General features: G+C 41.1%; 12 protein-coding genes. All 12 read left to right on the forward strand.

Annotation, left to right across the window (positions count from 1 at the left end; translation table 11 throughout):
- Positions 1-173: 173 nt before the first annotated feature.
- The 12 genes from DVR12_RS24010 (at position 174) to DVR12_RS24065 (ending at position 18,509) form a co-directional block, all read left to right on the forward strand.
- Positions 174-3,755 carry a SusC/RagA family TonB-linked outer membrane protein gene (locus tag DVR12_RS24010; protein WP_116978354.1) on the forward strand — a complete coding sequence of 1,194 codons (3,582 nt, stop codon included), beginning with the start codon at positions 174-176 and terminating at the stop codon, positions 3,753-3,755.
- A gap of 17 nt (positions 3,756-3,772) precedes the next feature.
- Positions 3,773-5,383 (forward strand): SusD/RagB family nutrient-binding outer membrane lipoprotein, encoded by a 1,611-nt coding sequence (locus DVR12_RS24015; protein WP_116978355.1) that lies wholly within the window; start codon positions 3,773-3,775, stop codon positions 5,381-5,383.
- A 22-nt stretch (positions 5,384-5,405) separates the two neighbouring features.
- Positions 5,406-6,026, forward strand: coding sequence for a hypothetical protein (locus DVR12_RS24020; protein WP_116978356.1), 621 nt, complete (start codon positions 5,406-5,408; stop codon positions 6,024-6,026).
- Between the two features lie 36 nt (positions 6,027-6,062).
- Complete coding sequence (locus tag DVR12_RS24025) at positions 6,063-7,361, forward strand: M20/M25/M40 family metallo-hydrolase (protein WP_116978357.1); 1,299 nt, start codon at positions 6,063-6,065, stop codon at positions 7,359-7,361.
- A gap of 24 nt (positions 7,362-7,385) precedes the next feature.
- The gene (locus DVR12_RS24030; protein WP_199417191.1) at positions 7,386-10,115 is read left to right on the forward strand and encodes a M14 family metallopeptidase; all 2,730 of its coding nucleotides are present in this window, start codon (positions 7,386-7,388) and stop codon (positions 10,113-10,115) included.
- An 11-nt stretch (positions 10,116-10,126) separates the two neighbouring features.
- Positions 10,127-11,581, forward strand: coding sequence for an amidohydrolase (locus tag DVR12_RS24035; protein WP_116978359.1), 1,455 nt, complete (start codon positions 10,127-10,129; stop codon positions 11,579-11,581).
- A gap of 22 nt (positions 11,582-11,603) precedes the next feature.
- Positions 11,604-14,423: a M14 family metallopeptidase gene (locus DVR12_RS24040; protein WP_116978360.1), complete on the forward strand. Its 2,820-nt coding sequence runs from the start codon at positions 11,604-11,606 to the stop codon at positions 14,421-14,423.
- Positions 14,424-14,548: 125 nt separating this feature from the next.
- A complete protein-coding gene (locus DVR12_RS24045) occupies positions 14,549-15,076 on the forward strand; it encodes an RNA polymerase sigma-70 factor (protein ID WP_116978361.1) in 528 nt (175 codons plus the stop codon).
- 175 nt (positions 15,077-15,251) lie between these two features.
- A complete protein-coding gene (locus tag DVR12_RS24050) occupies positions 15,252-15,551 on the forward strand; it encodes a helix-turn-helix domain-containing protein (protein WP_116978362.1) in 300 nt (99 codons plus the stop codon).
- Positions 15,552-15,557: 6 nt separating this feature from the next.
- Positions 15,558-15,797: a hypothetical protein gene (locus DVR12_RS24055; RefSeq protein WP_116978363.1), complete on the forward strand. Its 240-nt coding sequence runs from the start codon at positions 15,558-15,560 to the stop codon at positions 15,795-15,797.
- Positions 15,773-16,612: an IS3 family transposase gene (locus tag DVR12_RS24060; protein ID WP_233522459.1), complete on the forward strand. Its 840-nt coding sequence runs from the start codon at positions 15,773-15,775 to the stop codon at positions 16,610-16,612. Before DVR12_RS24055 ends, DVR12_RS24060 begins: the two co-directional genes overlap by 25 nt.
- Before the next feature lie 730 nt (positions 16,613-17,342).
- Positions 17,343-18,509, forward strand: coding sequence for a FecR family protein (locus DVR12_RS24065; RefSeq protein ID WP_116978365.1), 1,167 nt, complete (start codon positions 17,343-17,345; stop codon positions 18,507-18,509).
- Positions 18,510-18,559 lie beyond the last annotated feature (50 nt).

The raw sequence follows: 18,559 nt of genomic DNA on the forward strand, positions 1-18,559 counted from the left end.
CGCTTATAACATGCAAACACAAATTCAGATGAAACAGACCAACTACAACTAAAAAAGCCGGAGGGGTGACAGCCCCGCCAGCTTATGTTGAACAACCCTGCTTATGTACCGCGTGACAGCGCGGAAGGGAATCCTTTGTCTAATTCTTCAGCAATCAAACAAAGTACAAGGTTATGCACCTAAAAGTAAAAACAAATGATTTCCTATCCAAATACAGGAAAGTAACCACCTTTTGCCTCGTAACAAGTATTCTGTGCGGCACTACTTATCCCGTTTCTGCTAATGCTCAGGGCATTCTGGATAGGAAAATTTCTCTGCAGGCCGATGATATGAGCCTCAAAGGTGTGCTCAGTCAAATCCATAATAAAACGGCCATTAAATTCGTATACAGCTCCAACCACATTGCACTCGATCGTAAGGTTTCTGCTTCTGCGAAAGAAGAAGAGTTGGGCAAAGTATTAGACAAATTATTAGCAGGCCTCGATATTGCCTTTGTCGTGAATGACGATTACATCGTTTTAAAAGAAAATTACAACACTATTAAATCTACTCCTGCTGCAACTGTTGCCGATGTTGTAGTAAAAGGAAAAATCCTTAATGAAGCTAATGAACCTTTTCCGGGTGTTACCATTGTTGAAAAAGGTACCACAAACGGAACTGCTACCGGTGCCGATGGCGGATTTTCACTAAAAGTAAAAGAGGGTGCTGTATTGGTTATAACTGCAATAGGTTATGAAGTTACGGAAGTTAAAGCCGCTGATGCAGGTATTATTAAATTAAAAGCTGCTGTAAAGCAGCTACAGGATATAGTGGTAACGGCTGCGGGAATAGCCAGACAGAAAACCAGTTTAGGCTATTCCGTTAGCACCGTTAATGCTGATAAATTGGCTCAGAAATCTGAACCCGATCCGGTAAGAGCCCTCACCGGAAAAGTTGCCGGTGTAAATATATCTTCAGCTGGTGGCGTGGCTGGTGGTGGTACCAACATTACCATCAGAGGTAATTCCTCTCTCAATGGTAACAACCAACCGCTATTTGTAGTTGATGGTGTGCCATTCGATAACTCGAGCTTCGCCAACGTAGGCTCCACAACCGTTGGGGGCGTTGGGGTTACAAATAGGGCATTCGATTTAGATCCTAACAACATACAATCAATGACGGTGCTGAAAGGGGCAGCAGCAGCTGCCCTCTACGGCTCCCGTGCTGCCAATGGAGCAATTATTATCACTACAAAAACAGGTAAGAAAAAAAGCCGCAAAGGAACTGAAATAACTTACAATACCGGGTATGCTGTTGAAACCGTTTCAGGCCTTCCTGAATACCAAACGAAATACGGACAAGGAACCAACAACGACTACCGCCAGGGCGTATATGCCTCATGGGGCCAGCCTTTTGAAGGTGTGGAAAGTATGTTGCCTACCCGCAAAACTATTCCTCATCAGCTTACCCGCCAGTTTTCTTCCGCAGTATTCCCTCAGTTTTATGAGGCCGATGGCGTTACTCCGATTCAGGTACCTTATAAATCGTATGCTAAAGAAAATGTAAAGAATTTCTTCAGACAAGGTAGTGTTTATGAAAACGCCATTTCCATTTCCTCCGGTAGCGAGAAAGGTAATTTCAATGCAGGCCTCTCCAATACTAAGAACCGTGGAGTAGTGCCGGGTAATGATATAGATCGTACGTCCATTAACGTTGGCGGCAATATTAAACTGGATAATAAGTTCTATGCAAGCGGATCTATCAATTATGTGATCATCAGGCAGAAAACACCACCAATAGGTGGACTCACCAGCTCTATTATGTCTACCCTCATGTACGTGCCTACCAGCTACGATCTGACAAACTATCCCTATGAGAACCCAATCGATGGTAGTAACGTTTACGATTATACAGGGGTTGACAATCCTTACTGGTCGGTGAAACATAGTCCGGCTACCAGTGCAGTAGACCGGTACTACGGCAATCTGGTATTAGGCTTCGATCCGTTACCCTGGCTGAATATTCAGAATACTGTTGGGTTTAATGCATATACCGACAGAAGGGTAAGTGTGAGAGGGAAAGGAAGTTCGTCTTATCCTAATGGTAGTATAACTACAGATAATATATACAGACAGGAGTTGGATAACACCTTATTAGCTACTGTCACTAAATCCATTACTCCCGACTGGAATCTTAAAGTGATCCTGGGAAATAATGTGAATCAACGACTCACCGACCGTAAGGCTTTCTACGGTGATAATATTATTGTTGCAGATTTGATAGATATCAACAATACCAGTTCCATTACACCAATTCAATTGATCAATAATAGAAATCAGCTAAAACAGCGCTACTATGCATTTTTTACTGATATCACACTCGATTATAAAAATTATGCCTCTATAAACCTGGTAGGTAGAAACGATGTTTCCTCTACTTTACCAGCCAATAACCGAAGCTACTTTTATGGTGGTATCAATGGTTCTCTTATCTTTTCAGAAGCACTCAATTTATCTAAAGAAGTACTCAATTTTGGTAAGATTCGCGCGGGCTACACCAAAGTGGGTAATGAGGCTTCTCCGTATCAAACACAAAACTTTTACCAGATCAATCCTATACTGGGAAGTAATTCGAGCCCTGGAAATGTTGGTCTGCCATTTACTCCGGCTGGAGGCACTACTTATAATATTGTTACGCAGGCTAATCTGCTCACCAATGCCAACCTCAAACCTGAATTTATTACAGAGCTGGAGGTGGGAACAGAATTACAATTCTTCCAAAATCGAATAGGCCTCGATTTTACCTGGTATAATAAGAAAAGTACTTCTCAGATTTTTGAAGTAACTGCGGCTCCTTCTTCGGGTTATCTTACTCAGATCTTAAATCTGGGAGAGGCCACTAATAAAGGGATTGAAATCGGATTAACAGGAGCTCCTTTGAGAAGCAATACTGGCCTGAGCTGGGATATTAATGCCAACTTTACCCGTAACCGGAATATCATTCAGAATTTAGGTGGATACGAACGTTTTAGCTACGGCGGTACGAACGGTACCAGCAGTGTGCATATTGTCGGACAACCATATGGTTTAATTCAGGGAACAGCTTATGCAAGGGATAATGAAGGTAATGTACTGATAGATCCTAATACCGGTAAACCACTGATTGCTGGCTCATTAAAACCTATTGGGAATCCAAATCCCGACTTCATCTTCGGAATAACCAATAGCTTTCATTTCAAAAATATTTCGTTAAACATCTTGTTCGACTGGAAACAGGGTGGGCAACTATTCTCCCGTACAGTAGCAGAAATGCTTTCAAGAGGAGTAACAAGAGATATGGAGAACCGCGAATTTGCAATTGTGTCACCAGGTGTACTGGGAGATATCAATACTCAAACTCCTTTGCTCGATGATAAAGGAAATAAGATTCCAAACAATGTGGCTTTATCCTGGGAAGATCACTTCTTCAGTAGTAGCATGGGCCCGGGAAATGGGGGTATAAACGAAGGTTCTGTATTTGATGCTACTGTTTTCAGATTGAGAGAGATCAGTTTGGGATATGAAATTCCAAAAAGTATCCTGGGTAAGACTCCATTTGGCGCCGCTACACTCTCATTTTCCGGACGTAACCTTTGGTATAAGGCGCCGAATTTTCCGAAATACACACATTTTGATCCGGAAGTCAGCTCTTTGGGAGTTGGTAATTCCCAGGGGTATGATAACCTGGCTGTACCAACCACCAAGCGCTTTGGTCTGAATTTGAAATGTTCTTTCTGATCTGTAAAACTACTTGTATGAAATCTTTATTTTATTCAGTATACACCATTGGGTTAGCAGGCCTACTAAGCCTGGCAGCTTGCAGCAAGTTTGTAGATATAAATACAGATCCTAATAACCCGGTGACTGCCCAATTGCCATTGCTATTGCCTTCTACCCAGGTGTCACTCGCCGCTAATATGTATCAGCTTAATAGTGGCACTGCAACGTTTATGCAATACACCGTCTTTTCTTCCGGCCTGAGTCGGCTGCAACAACAGGGTACAAGTTTCGATGATTCGTGGAATGGCTTTTATACGCAAACACTGAACGATCTGGAAGCGGTAATACTGGCAGGTACTGCTCAGGAACAATGGGGATATACAGCTGTCGCAAAGCTGGAAAAAGCATATCTGATCAGTATAATGGTAGATATGTGGGGAGATATTCCTTACAGTGAAACACAACAAGGGCAAAAGAATGTTAGCCCAAAGTTCGAAAAGGGGGAAGGTATATACGAATCAGTTTTCACTACAATAGAATCGGGAATTGCTGATATTAATAAAGTAACGGCAACAACGCTGGTACCGGCAACTTCTGATCTTATTTATAGTGGCAACAAATCTGCCTGGTTAGGAATGGCTAATTCTTTAAAGCTGAAGTTATTTAATCAGGTGCGTTTGGTTAATCCGGCTCGTTCGGCAGATACAATCAAATCCCTGATAAAAAATGCGGGGCAGTTAATTGGTGGTACTACAAATTCAAATTCACTTGATTTTACCTTTAGGTTCGGACCCGGGCAAAACCCCAATAACCGTCATCCCTGGCACAGAGCCGAGTATCAGGGTAGTAAAACATTCTACCAAAGTCAATCTTTTATCGATCTGCTATTCAATAACGATGATCCAAGATTGAGGTATTTCATATTCAGGCAAAATGCAACTGCCGGGCTAAATAATAGTAATAACAGTAATGGCTATTATGGCAGAAATCCCGGTGATGGAACCGCAGCGCCGGCAGATTTGAACCGTAGATCTACTTTTGGAATTTATCCGGCTGGTGGCTTATATGATAATGCTCCTATCAATAATATTCCAGCTACCAATCTATTCCTGACCAATACAGGTGCAACCGGCAGCCTGAAAGTAGTTGGACCAACAGACGGTAATGGTGCTGGTCTGATGCCATTCATTACAAATGCAATGGTTAAGTTTATTCGTGCTGAAGCCGTGCTCACACTAAATACCGGTGAAGATGCCCGCCAATTGTTGAAAGAGGGGATCATTGCAAATCTGACAAGTGTTAGCACTTATGCCCAGGGAAATGGAGGTCAGGCACTTGCTACCGCTGCTATTTCAACATTCGCAGAAGGCATTGCACTGAAATTTGATGCTGCTACTGTTAATGGCAAGTTGGATATACTTATTACCCAAAAGTATATTGCTCAATTCGGAAATGGAATGGAAGCCTATACAGATTACAGGCGTACAGGTTTGCCGACTCTCAGACCACCATTATCGCCATTGAATGTATTTCCATTGCGACTTTATTATTCTGAAACAGAGCTGATTGCCAATACCAGTTTAGGTAATAATGCTGCAAGCATGCAGGTGGCACAACAAACAACACCAGTTTTTTGGGATAAATAATGATTGATTAAAAAATATTATTATGAGACGCTTTATTATAGCTTTAGGATTGATGGTATTTCTGGCGGCTGCATGTAAGAAGGTGACCTACGAATGGCAGAATTATACTTATACCGCTGTTCCAATCGTAACAATCGACACTACTAAAACAGCTTTACCAACTAAACAAACCGGTAAGGTAGCTTTCTTTAATCTGAATGATCCTAACCTGGCCAGCCAGGAGTTTGCATTTACTTTATCCTGGGAAGGTTTCGGGAAGGAGACGGTTAAGTCAATAGAGGTTTATGCCAGCTACAATAAGGCAGAAGCCAGTGTTCCTGCCTATCCGCTGGTTATCTCTTCTCCTGGTAATCAATATCCGAATATTGCGCAATTCCCATTGCCAAGTATTGTAGGTAGTAATGACCACCTGTTTGAAACGGTAACAGATTTTCCAAAATCATATCATTTCACTGCCACAGAGCTGGCAGCTATGAACCATGTAAACCTTACCAGTGTGGCCGTGAATGATTACTTTCTATTTAAATTTATCTTGAATTTGACAGACGGTCGTAGAATTGTTACTTTTTTTAATAACATTTGTGATGAGGCCAGGGGGGAACCTGGGGACTGCCGCGTTGGAGTGAGATTTAAAAAACAATGAGCAGCCAACTTTAACAACAAGATCTAAACGAGAAACATGAGGCCAATTGTATCACCATTACTTTTTGCTACGGTATTCCTATGTAGCAGTACGGGAGCCTACTCCCAGAAAAAGGGAAAAACAGATTATGCAAGTGAAATAAAAGTGCTGGCAGAAAAACCGATAGTGAAAAAAGCTTTCCAGACGATTGTTGACCTGGATCCACAAACTTTAAAGCAGCATATAATGCTTACTCAGATTCCTGCTCCACCATTTAAAGAGCAGGAGAGAGCTGCGAAATTCGCTGCGCTCCTGAAAGAAGCAGGGGCCGACAGTGTGTGGATCGATAATGTAGGGAATGTAATTGCCAAACGTAAGGGTAAAAGCGGAAAGAAAACTGTTGTAATTGAAGGACATCTGGATACTGTTTTTCCTGAAGGAACAGACGTTACTGTAGTACAAAAAGGTGATACACTTTATGCTCCGGGGATTATTGATGATACCCGTGCATTGGCCGGTATATGGACTATTTTAACCACGTTAGAGAAAAATGGAATTGAAACGGATGCTGATGTTTTGTTTTGTGGGGTTGTGGGAGAAGAAGGATTGGGTGATCTCAGAGGAGTGAAAAACCTCCTCAGTGAACATGGTCCGGGCCCTATCAGCAGCTATATTGCCATTGATGGTTGGAATATCTCACGCGTTACTCACAGAGGCTTGGGGTCTAAAAGATATAAGGTTTTATTCAAGGGCCCCGGTGGTCATTCATTTGGGGCGTTTGGCCTGGCAAACCCACATGCTGCCTTAGGCAGAACTATTCATTACTGGGATGAAAGTGCTGATGCTTTTTCACGTATGCCCGGCGAGAGGGTTACTTACAATGTTGGGGTAATAGGAGGAGGAACTTCCGTAAATGCTATTCCTTTCGAATCATGGATGGAAGTAGATATGCGTTCTGAAAGCCCGGAAAGATTAAAGGGAATGGATGAATTGCTCCAGGCTGCAGCAAGGAAGGCATTGGATGAAGAGAATAAAATAAAACGCTCGGGAGCCGATCTTACCCTTAAGATTGAATTGATAGGAGATCGGCCTTCCGGGATGTTGGATAGTAGCTTGCCGCTGATTCAGAGAGCTAAGGAAGCTGTTAAGTTTTTAGGAACAGAACCCGTATTGGCTGGTGGTTCCACCAATTCCAATATTCCTATTTCCCTGGGCATTCCTGCTGTTACAATAGGTAGTGGAGGCAAGGGCGCTAATGAACATGCATTAAATGAGTGGTGGATAAACGATAAAGGCTATTTAGCAATCCAAAGAGCCTTACTGCTTCTGTTGGCAGAATCAGGCATCGCTAAGTAAAGATCAACCTAAAAATAGCTTATGATGAGAAAAAGTAAATTTATTGGCCTGTTGTTTTTATGGTCGGTATCCGTAACAACAGCCATAGCACAAGTTCCCACACCTAAAGAACATTTTGGTTTTAATATTGGGGATGATTACAAACTTGCCAATTACACTCAAACTGAAGCCTACTTCAAAAAATTGGCAGCTTCCGATCGTACTAAACTGGTAGATATTGGCCTTACAGAAGAAGGTCGACACCAATATATGCTGATCATTTCTTCCCCGGAAAACATCAAAAAATTAGATCAATATAAAAATATTTCCCAACAACTTGCCAGAGCTGAGGGTATTAGTGAAACACAGGCGCATAGCCTGTCTGAAACCGGAAAAGCTGTTGTATGGATTGATGGAGGACTACATGCAACTGAAGTAGTAGGTACTCATCAGTTGATAGAAACAATGTGGCAACTGGTAAGCCGCAATGATGCTGAAACCATGAGAATACTTGATAATGTCATTATTCTCTGCGCTCATGCTAATCCGGATGGCCAGGAACTGGTTTCCGACTGGTATATGAGGGATACTGATACAGCAAAGCGAAATATGAGTATTCCACGCCTTTATGAGAAATATGTTGGTCACGATAATAACCGCGACTTCTATATGATGAATATGAAGGAAAGCCAGAATATCAGCAATCAGTTGTTTGTTGAATGGCTCCCTCAAATCATGTATAATCATCATCAGCGTGGTCCTGCAGGTTCTGTACTTGCTGGCCCCCCTTACCGCGATCCTTTCAATTATGTATATGATCCATTAATCGTTACAAGTATTGACGCAGTAGGAGCGGCCATGAACAACAGACTAAATGTAGAAGGCAAACCAGGCTATACTCAGCGTGCCGGATCTCAGTTTTCTACCTGGTGGAATGGTGGTTTACGTACTACTCCATATTTTCACAATATGGTAGGATTGTTAACAGAAATCATTGGTGGACCAACTCCTGAAAATGTACCGCTGGTACCTGACAGGCTTATTCCCAACGGAGCTACTCCTAATCCGGTTGTTCCGCAGAAATGGCATTTCCGCCAATCAATCGATTACTCTGTGTCGCTTAACTATGCTGTATTGGATTATGCTGCCAGGTATAAAAGCACCTTACTTTATAACATTTATCAAATGGGTGCTAATGCAATTGCAAGAGGAAATAAGGATAACTGGACTTTCTATCCAAAATATATTGATAGTATCAAAGCTGCCAATAAATTGAGCAAGAAAGCAGAAGGTAATGCTGAAAGCGATGGAGGGGCAGATTTCTCTTTCGGAAAAGAAGATACCATTCCTGCAAAATTCTATAGTACTGTCTTACAAGCGCCAGGCCTAAGAGACGCAAGAGGGTATATCATTCCGGCAAACCAGGCAGATTTTCCAACAGCTGTTAGATTTATCAATGCTTTAATCAGATCAGGGATTTCTGTTCAAAAGGCTACAGCCGATTTTACAATAAACGGGATTCAATATCCTGCCGGTTCATATATTGTAAAAACAGCACAGGCGTTCAGACCTCATGTAATAGATATGTTTGAACCACAGGATCACCCTAATGATTTCCAATATGAAGGAGGTCCTCCTATTCGTCCTTATGACGCTGCCGGATGGACGCTGGCCTTTCAAATGGGTGTAAAGTTCGACAGGGTCCTCGAAGGATTTGATGGCCCATTTGAGAAGTTACCATACGGTCAGTTGCAACAGGCACCTGTTCAAACACTGGCAGTTTCGAAAACGGGATACCTGCTCAGTCCATCTGCCAATAATAGCTTTATAGCAGTTAACGATCTGTTGAAAGCAGGTATTAAAGTAAGTAAAACCAACAGTGGTCAGTTTTTTATTCCTGCAACTACAAAATCTCAAACTGTTTTGTTGAAAGTCTCTACTGACTATGGTGTTGTTGCAATGCCGGTTCAGAGCAAGCCGTCAGATCTCAAGGCCCTTGCTCCAATGAGAATTGCTATATGGAATAACTATGGAGGTTCAATCCCTGCAGGTTGGATTAGCTGGCTAATGGAACAATATCATTTTTCTTATGAGTTTATTTACTCGTCAGCCATTGATGCAGGAAACCTGCGTAAGAAATACGATATGATTATTTTCCCGGGAGGTGCTATTCCGGATACTGCGAGGAAGAGACCCAGAGCTGGAGGTTATGAACCTAAAATTCCTAAGGCTTCAGAATTACCTGTAGAGTATCGTTCCTGGTTAGGAAAGATTACGGCCGATACTTCTATTCCACAGTTAAAGAAATTTTTAGAAGAAGGAGGTCAGATTGTTACTATTGGCACCAGCACAAATCTTGCTTATCATTTAGGGTTGCCAGTCTCTAATGCACTTGTTGAAAAAAATAATAAAAATGAATTAAAACCACTTTCCGGAAATAAGTATTATATCCCGGGAAGCCTGCTAACAGCTGATTTTGATACTACTGCCATTGAAAATGCAGGTATGCCATCTCGAAATGATGTTTATTTCGATAGAAGCCCTGTGTTTAAAATTAATGATAATGCGGTGGGGATTAAAAAGTTAATATGGTTCTCAACCGATCGCCCTTTGCATAGTGGCTGGGCCTGGGGCCAGCAGTATTTGAAAGGTGTAGTGGCAGCATTTACAGCAAATGTAGGTACTGGTAAATTACTGGCATTTGGGCCGGAAATTACGTTCAGAGGACAGTCGCATAGTACATTCAGATTATTGTTTAACCAACTTTATAAATAAACGTTCAACACATGGGCAAACACTCTTTTGTGCTGAGCAGTCTTTTTTGTTGTGCTGCTACTATCGCAGTAGCACAACAAAAAGATAAGCAAGCCATGATCAATTATTTGGATCAGCATACTGCTACTTATGATACGATAGCGCGAAAGATATGGTCGTTTGCTGAACCTGGATATTTAGAAGAGAAAAGTGCAGCATTACTGAAACAAACATTAAAAGCTGAAGGCTTTAACATTGAAGCCGGAGTTGCTGGTATACCAACTGCTTTTATTGCAAGCTATGGCAGTGGTGAACCGGTAATTGGAATATTAGCAGAGTATGACGCTCTTCCAGGGTTATCGCAGGAAGCAGGAATTGCTGAAAAGAAAGCAGTGAAAGACAATGGCCCGGGGCATGGTTGCGGGCATAATCTGTTTGGTACAGCATCTGTTGCTGCTGCAATAAGCGTAAAGAACTGGTTGCAGCAAAGTGGTACCAAAGGCACTGTTAAATTATATGGATGCCCTGCTGAAGAAGGTGGTTCCGGGAAAGTTTATATGGTAAGAGAAGGCTTGTTCAATGGTGTTAGTGCAGTATTACACTGGCACCCGGGAAATCAGAACTCTGCTTCCATAGCTCCCTGGCTGGCAAATAAAAACGCTAAATTCCGTTTTTATGGCGTTGCTTCACATGCTGCCGCATCACCCGAAAAAGGACGTTCTGCCCTGGATGGAGTAGAAGCTATGGATTATATGGTGAATATGATGAGAGAGCATGTTCCTTCCGATACCCGCATTCACTATGTAATTACAAAAGGGGGAGATGCCCCGAATGTAGTTCCTGCTTTCGCTGAGGTTTATTATTATGTAAGAAACCCGGAAATGAAAGTGGTAAAAAGCGTTTGGGATAGATTGGTGAAAGCTGCTGAAGGTGCTGCATTGGGTACCGGTACCAGAATGGATTATGAGGTAATTGGCGGTGTTTATAATATGCAGCCGAATGAAACCTTATCCCGACTGATGGATAAGAATTTGCGACAAGTAGGAGGATTTACTTATTCTGCCGACGAAAATGTTTTTGCTTCCCAGATTCAAAAAACATTTGTAGATACTACCGGAATTGGAAATCCTGCTGCTATAGCATCAAAAGTTGCACCTTTTCAGATTGTGAAAGAAAGTAATGGTGGTGCATCCTCCGATGTTGCGGATGTAAGCTGGGTTGTGCCTACTGCCGGTATTGTTACCGCCACCTTTGTACCTGGGTCTTCCGGGCATAGTTGGCAGAATGTAGCGGCTGCAGGGAGCAGCATAGGTACTAAGGGAATGATGTTGGCTGCCAAAACCATTGCCTTAACTGCTTATGATTTGTTTAAAAGTCCGGATACGCTCAAAGCAGCTAAAACGGAATTGATCAACAGACAAGGATCTGCTTTTAAGTATGAAGCAATGTTAGGCGATCGTAAACCTGCATTGGATTATCGTAAATAGATTCAACCAAAATTCTAACAAGATGCAAAAATTATTAACCACGTTGTTGGCACTCAGCTATTGTCTGGGAGCTTTCGCACAGAACGGTCATTTGCCTTCGCCTAAAGAACACTTTGGTTTTAATATTGGCGACGACTACCAGTTAGCTAATTATACCCAAACAACTGCGTATTTTAAAAAGCTGGCTGAAACCTCCTCCAGAGTGAAACTGCAAAGTATCGGAAAAACAGAGGAAGGAAGAGAACAATATGCTTTAATCATATCTTCCCCCGAAAATCTATCCAAACTTTCCCGATATAATACTATTTCCAAACAACTGGCAAAAGCTGAAGGAATCACTGATGCACAAGCCAGGGCAATGTCTGTGGAAGGAAAAGCTGTAGTATGGATTGATGGCGGCTTACATGCCAATGAAGTTGTAGGCACACATCAGCTGATCGAAACTGCCTGGCAGCTGGCCAGCAGAACGGATGCTGAAACAATGAGAATTCTGGATAATGTTATTATTCTTTTAGTACATGCCAATCCGGATGGTCAGGAATTAGTGTCTGACTGGTATATGAGAAACACTGATACGCTTAAACGATCAGTTGATCAATTACCTGTTTTGTATCAAAAATATATAGGTCACGATAATAACCGTGATTTCTATATGATGAATATGAAGGAAAGCCGGAATATGGGTAAATTTATGTACCTCGACTGGTTGCCACAGATTATGTATAATCACCATCAGCGTGGACCGGAAGGTTCTGTATTAGCTGGCCCTCCATATCGTGATCCTTTCAATTACTTCTTCGACCCGTTAATGATCACAGGGATCGATGCTGTGGGTGCTGCTATGTACAACAGATTAAATGTGGAAGACAAACCAGGATATACCAGGCTTAATGGTTCCAGTTTTTCTACCTGGTATAATGGCGGATTACGTACTACAGCGCAATATCATAATATGATCGGGCTATTGACTGAAATTATAGGAAATCCGACTCCTGAAAAAGTACCGGTAGTACCTCAGCGACTTATTCCAAATGGTGCTACTCCTAATCCGGTTACTCCTCAATCGGTATGGCATTTTCGCCAGTCGATCGATTACTCCATTTCCCTGAACTATGCTGTACTGGATTATGCTGCCCGCCATAGAGATGAACTGTTGTATAACATCTATAAAATGGGCCGTAATGCAATAGATAAAGGGAATAGAGATACATGGACGTTGAGTCCGAGTCATGCTGCAGCTATCACTGAGGCATACCAAAAAGATAATCCGGTAACTCCAGAGCAGGCAAAGAATATGGCGAACGATCCTTACGGCTGGATGACAAGAGGTAGTAATATCGATCCAAAATATTATGATGCAGTGTATAAAGATCCGGCACAGAGAGATCCAAGAGGCTATATTATTCCATTGAACCAGGCCGATTTTGGTACGGCTGTGAAGTTTGTAAATGCACTTATCAGAACCGGAGTTGATGTGCAGGTAGCAACATCAGATTTTACTGTCGACGGAAAATCATATCCAAAAGGTAGTTTTATTGTAAAAACCAATCAGGCTTTCAGACCGCATGTACTGGATATGTTCGAACCACAGGATCACCCTAACGATTTCCAATATCCGGGAGGGCCGCCTGTTCGTCCATACGACGCTGCCGGCTGGACGCTGGCATATCAGATGGGTGTTAAATTTGATAGAATACTTGATGCTTTTGAGGTACCACAAATTACTTCAAATGGTCTATTGGAAGAAACGCCTAAGGGTAAACTGGTAGCAGGAAAATCTGGTTACCTGATCAGTTCACAGGCGAATAACAACTTTATTGTTGTAAATCGTTTGCTACGTAGTGGTGTTAAGGTATTTCGTGTAGGTGCAGGTTCAGGAAGCAAAAATCCGGCGGTTGCAGGAACTTTTTATGTACCGAATAGCCCAAAAGCAGCAGTTATACTTAACGAGGCTACTTTACACCTCGGACTTACCACTCAACCTGCTGATGCGAAACCTAAAAATCTGTTACCAGCCAGCACTATGCGTATTGCATTGTGGGATACTTATGGAGGTTCAATGCCTTCAGGATGGGTAAGATGGATTATGGAGCAATATGAATTTCCGTTTGAAGTGATCTACTCACAGGATGTTGATGCCGGTAAGCTGAAAGATAAATACGATGCAATCATTTTTGTAACGAGAGCAATACCTAATCCGGGAGGAGCTGCAGCAAACAGAGGTGTATATTCGTTCAAGGAACCGGTTGCAGAAGAAATTCCTGAAAAATATCGCCATTTACTGGGAAAGATTACTGCTGAAAAATCTATTCCTCAACTCCGTCAGTTTATGGAAGAGGGTGGAGTTGTATTAACTATCGGAAGTAGTACCAGCCTGGCTTATCATTTAGGTTTACCTGTTCAGAATGCACTGGTTGAAACAGCTGCTGATGGTAAAGAACAGCCATTACCAGGAACTAAATATTTTGTGCCAGGTAGTATTTTAAAAGTTAGTGTAGATAGTACACAACCGGTAACATGGGGAATGTATTCGGAAGCAGATGTTAATTTCGATAATAGCCCTGTATTTAAATTGAGCGCTGATGCGAAAATAAAAGGTATTACACCACTGGCCTGGTTTTCAACCGATCGTCCGCTACGGAGTGGCTGGGCATGGGGGCAGGCATATTTAAAAGATGGGGTAGCTGCTTTTTCGGCCAGGGTTGGAAAAGGTACTTTATATGCCTTTGGTCCGGAAATTACTTTCCGCGGACAGTCATTAGGCACTTTCAAGATGTTGTTTAACGGATTGTACGGACAGGAAGATAAAGAACCAACGATCAAGCTACCGGCAGGGAATTAATATAGAGATAACTTAAGTGTAAAATAAGGAGCAGCAAGCGTTTAGACGCTTGCTGTTTCTTTATTCCCGGCCCCGATGCAGTATCTCGTAAATTCTAAGTATATTGGCACTGAGACAGGGAATACATGCCAACGCAATATGAAATAACGTCACCGGCCGCACTTTTTAAAGAGTACTATGCACGCCTTTGCTACTTTGCCTTTCAGTTTACGGCAGATAAAGACAAGGCAAGGGATATTGCGCAGGAAGCATTCGTAACCTATATCCAATCACAACATCTTTCCTCTCACCCTTCAGCGATTAGAAATTTTCTCTATTCTACGGTTCGTAATGCATGTTTGAATGCCATTCGTCATGAAAAAGTCGTAGAAAAGTATGCCTCCAATTCCGTTCAATCAGAAATTGATGATACCAGCATTATGCTTACCATGATTCAGTCTGAAGTTATGGGAGAAATTTACAGGGCCATTGAAACTTTACCAGATGCCTGCAGGCAAATTATTAGAATGGGCTATCTCGAAGGATTAAAGAACCCTGAAATTGCGGATAAGCTAAGTATTAGCGTAAATACCGTTAAAACCCAGAAGAAGCGTGGTATTGAAATGCTGAAGAAACGTCTGAACCCTGAAATATTTGGTTTCTTCTTTTTTTGATAATTTTTAAGCAAAAAACTTATTATTAAATATATTCATGGGGTGTTATTTTCCATGGAGAATAATATTTATTGAATATTGATTTCAATTTAAAGGACTCGTTTCCTTTACCGCAGACTGGGCAGGGGTAATGTAGTGCACCCCAAAAGTTGGACACTTTTGGGGGGCATTTTTTATGAAAAGAAAGTATTCTTTTGAAAACAGACTTTCAGCAGTAAAGAGAATCTTGTTGGAAGATGAATCAATTAGCTCAGTAGCGCGCTCTATAGGAGCTGGTTTTACACCGGTAAAACGCTGGTTGAATCGATATGAGTTGCATGGAGAAGAAGGGTTGAAGGAAAGTAAAGGGATTTATACCAGAGAATTTAAATTGGATGTCATAAAGTACATGCTTAAAAATGGGTTACCTTTAATGCGTGCGGCTGCCCATTTTGGTATTCCAAGTGAAACGACGGTTAGCAAGTGGTTGAAGTAGTATCAAATGTATGGAGCAGCAGGATTGACTAATACTAAAGAGAGGAAAAAAGCCATGGGAAAGCAACCAAAGAAAAACATCACCCCTTTACCAACTGCCTCATTGGAGGATAAGTTTGCAGCGTTACAGCGTGAGAATGAGTATTTACGTGCAGAAAATGCATTGTTAAAAAAGTTGGAAGCCTTAATTCAGGAAGAAGAAGCAGCAAAGAAACAGGGCAAATCACAAAAGCCATCAACGAATTAAGGCCAATATATAACTTGGAATTGCTTCTTCAAGTAGCCGGGCTAGCTCGTAGCACCTTCTATTATTATTTAAATAAACTAAATCGCGCGGCTGATAACAGCTGTCAGAAAAGAATTAGTGATATTTATCATCGTCACAAAGGCAGATATGGCTATAGAAGAATTACGACGAAATTGAAGCAGGAAGGATATGTAGTTAATCACAAAAAAGTATTAAGGATAATGCGGGAAGCTGGGCTTAAAAGTCTTGTTAGACCTAAGAAATACAGGGCCTATAAAGGTGAACAGGGCCATGGTGCAAAGAATCATTTGAATCGTAATTTTTATGCTAAGAATCCTCATGTTAAGTGGGTTACGGATATAACAGAGTTCAATGTAGGAGGTAAGAAATTATACTTTTCTCCCATTATGGATCTGTACAACAGAGAGATTGTAAGTTATACGTTCGCCAGGCGCCCAAACCATCACCAGGTAATCAATATGCTCAAGAAGGCCATCAATAAATTACCTAAAGATGCCAGTCCTATATTACATTCTGACCAAGGATGGCAATATAAAATGCAACAATATCAGGAGCTATTAAAGCAAAATGATATAATACAAAGCATGTCGCGAAAAGGTAATTGCCTGGATAATGCGGTAATAGAAAACTTCTTTGGCATCCTTAAGTCTGAACTGTTTTACCTTGAAAAATTTGATTCCATAATAACATTACAAAAGGCAATTGTTAAATATGTATATTATTATAATAACCACAGAATCAAATTAAAACTAAACGGCTTAAGCCCTGTAGACTACAGAACTCAAGCCGCTTAATATTTTTTAACTGTCCAAGTTTGGGGGTGCACTACAGTAAACCCTGCCCCTACAGAATTTCATCGAAACTAAATTTTCATCTGGTAGATATAATTCATGTTAAATGTCAATCTACTAATTTCAATTCTGTAAAGAAACAATTTTACAATATAGAACCTATAATTCGCTGAAGCCCTGTAGGGGCAGGGTTTACCCCTGCCCAGTCTACGGTAGAGGAAATTTATCAATCACATAAAGGCAATAAAATAGAGGCGCCATTCTCTTAACTTCATAGCCCCTGTCCAGTCTACGGTAGAGGAAATTTATCAATCACATAAAGGCAATAAAATAGAGGCGCCATTCTCTTAACTTCGTAGCCCCTGCCCAGTCTACGGTAGAGGAAATTTATCAATCACATAAAGGCAATAAAATAGAGGCGCCATTCTCTTAACTTCATAGCCCCTGCCCAGTCTACGGTAAAAGAAATTTATCAATCTAATAAAGACAATTATTACTAACAATCATTCTTTTTAACGCACTATCAATCTTCATTAAAAGAAACCAATATTTCATATTTATGTCAACAATAAATCAAAAGAGTTTCTTTATCAAACTATAATCACCCACTTCAATTAATGAATCTTATGTTTCAGTAGATAGACAACTTACTGAATATCAGATTATCAAAATTTTTTGAAATTTTTCTCCCCCTTGTCATCCTTTTTCCAATCTTAGGTTTCTTAATTATGTTATGGAGAAAAATTTCGATGATCTCAGGTATGCAGAATTGATCCTTAAACATTTGAGAAATACAGCAAATGCAGAAGAGGAACAAGAACTATTAACCTGGCTGGAAACAGATTCCAGGCATCAACAGTTGTATGACAGAATCCAGCAACAGCAGGTAGTAAAGGCCGCAATTTCTTTTCAGGAAGATCTTGATCTAATGGCCGACTGGGAAAGTGTAAAATCCCGTGCAGCTGTTAAATCAAATAAAATCGGATATCGTAGACCATTGACAATTGGAATTGCAGCAGCAACATTATTAGGTGTTGCTACTGTTGGGTATAAATGGATCAATAAGAATGAAGCCCCTGGCCAGCTAGCCATTAAAAATTCAGCTCCGGCCATCACCATCCTGCCAGGTAGCAATAAAGCTACTTTGCAATTGGGAAATGGAGAAGAAGTTCAGCTGGGAAATCAACCTGCTGTTATTAAAGAGGAAGACGGAACTAATATCAATCAACTGGCAAACGGACTAAGTTACACTAAGGGTACACCAGGAAGCAATGAGATAATCTATAATACTTTAACAACTCCAAGAGGTGGGCAATACCAGATTACGCTGGAAGATGGTACTAAAGTATGGCTGAATGCTGCTTCTTCATTAAAGTTTCCAGTACATTTTAGTACAAAAGACAGGATAGTAGAATTAATTGGAGAAGGATATTTTGAAGTGGCAAAGGAAGTAACCAAACCATTTAAGGTGAAAACCGGTGGAATGGAAGTACAGGTTTTAGGAACAGATTTCAATGTTGCTGCCTATACGAATGAGGTAAAAACAGCACTGGTGAATGGGGCAGTCAGAGTTGCCATGAATCAACAAAGCTGGCAATTAAAACCCGGTCAGGAAGCTAAAGTAAGAGATAATCATGTTGAAATAAACAAGGCAGATATTGAGAAAATAACTGCATGGAAAGAGGGGCTATTCTTTTTCCGGAACGACAATTTTAAGGAGATCATGGATCAGGTATCCAGATGGTATGATGTGAATGTAGTATATGAAGGTAACACACCTTCAAAAGGAATTAGTGGTAATATAAGCCGTCAGGCTAGTTTGGCGCAGGTTCTGGAGATGCTTAGTTTTGTGAGTGGAGCACATTTTAAAGTGAATGGTCGTATAATCTCAGTTATGTAGAAACGTAAATGAAAAACAAATACAAAACAACCTGTAGTACTATCTAATCA

The organism is Chitinophaga silvatica (assembly GCF_003419895.1).
GTDB classification, from domain to species: Bacteria; Bacteroidota; Bacteroidia; order Chitinophagales; family Chitinophagaceae; genus Chitinophaga; species Chitinophaga silvatica.

What these genes read in the sequence shown, in the direction of transcription:
- DVR12_RS24030 (WP_199417191.1), top strand. Translation starts at nt 7,386, where the DNA reads ATGAGAAAAAGTAAATTTATTGGCCTGTTGTTTTTATGGTCGGTATCC.
- DVR12_RS24010 (WP_116978354.1), top strand. Translation starts at nt 174, where the DNA reads ATGCACCTAAAAGTAAAAACAAATGATTTCCTATCCAAATACAGGAAA.
- DVR12_RS24050 (WP_116978362.1), top strand. Translation starts at nt 15,252, where the DNA reads ATGAAAAGAAAGTATTCTTTTGAAAACAGACTTTCAGCAGTAAAGAGA.
- DVR12_RS24035 (WP_116978359.1), top strand. Translation starts at nt 10,127, where the DNA reads ATGGGCAAACACTCTTTTGTGCTGAGCAGTCTTTTTTGTTGTGCTGCT.
- DVR12_RS24045 (WP_116978361.1), top strand. Translation starts at nt 14,549, where the DNA reads ATGCCAACGCAATATGAAATAACGTCACCGGCCGCACTTTTTAAAGAG.
- DVR12_RS24020 (WP_116978356.1), top strand. Translation starts at nt 5,406, where the DNA reads ATGAGACGCTTTATTATAGCTTTAGGATTGATGGTATTTCTGGCGGCT.
- DVR12_RS24065 (WP_116978365.1), top strand. Translation starts at nt 17,343, where the DNA reads ATGGAGAAAAATTTCGATGATCTCAGGTATGCAGAATTGATCCTTAAA.
- DVR12_RS24025 (WP_116978357.1), top strand. Translation starts at nt 6,063, where the DNA reads ATGAGGCCAATTGTATCACCATTACTTTTTGCTACGGTATTCCTATGT.
- DVR12_RS24055 (WP_116978363.1), top strand. Translation starts at nt 15,558, where the DNA reads ATGTATGGAGCAGCAGGATTGACTAATACTAAAGAGAGGAAAAAAGCC.
- DVR12_RS24015 (WP_116978355.1), top strand. Translation starts at nt 3,773, where the DNA reads ATGAAATCTTTATTTTATTCAGTATACACCATTGGGTTAGCAGGCCTA.
- DVR12_RS24040 (WP_116978360.1), top strand. Translation starts at nt 11,604, where the DNA reads ATGCAAAAATTATTAACCACGTTGTTGGCACTCAGCTATTGTCTGGGA.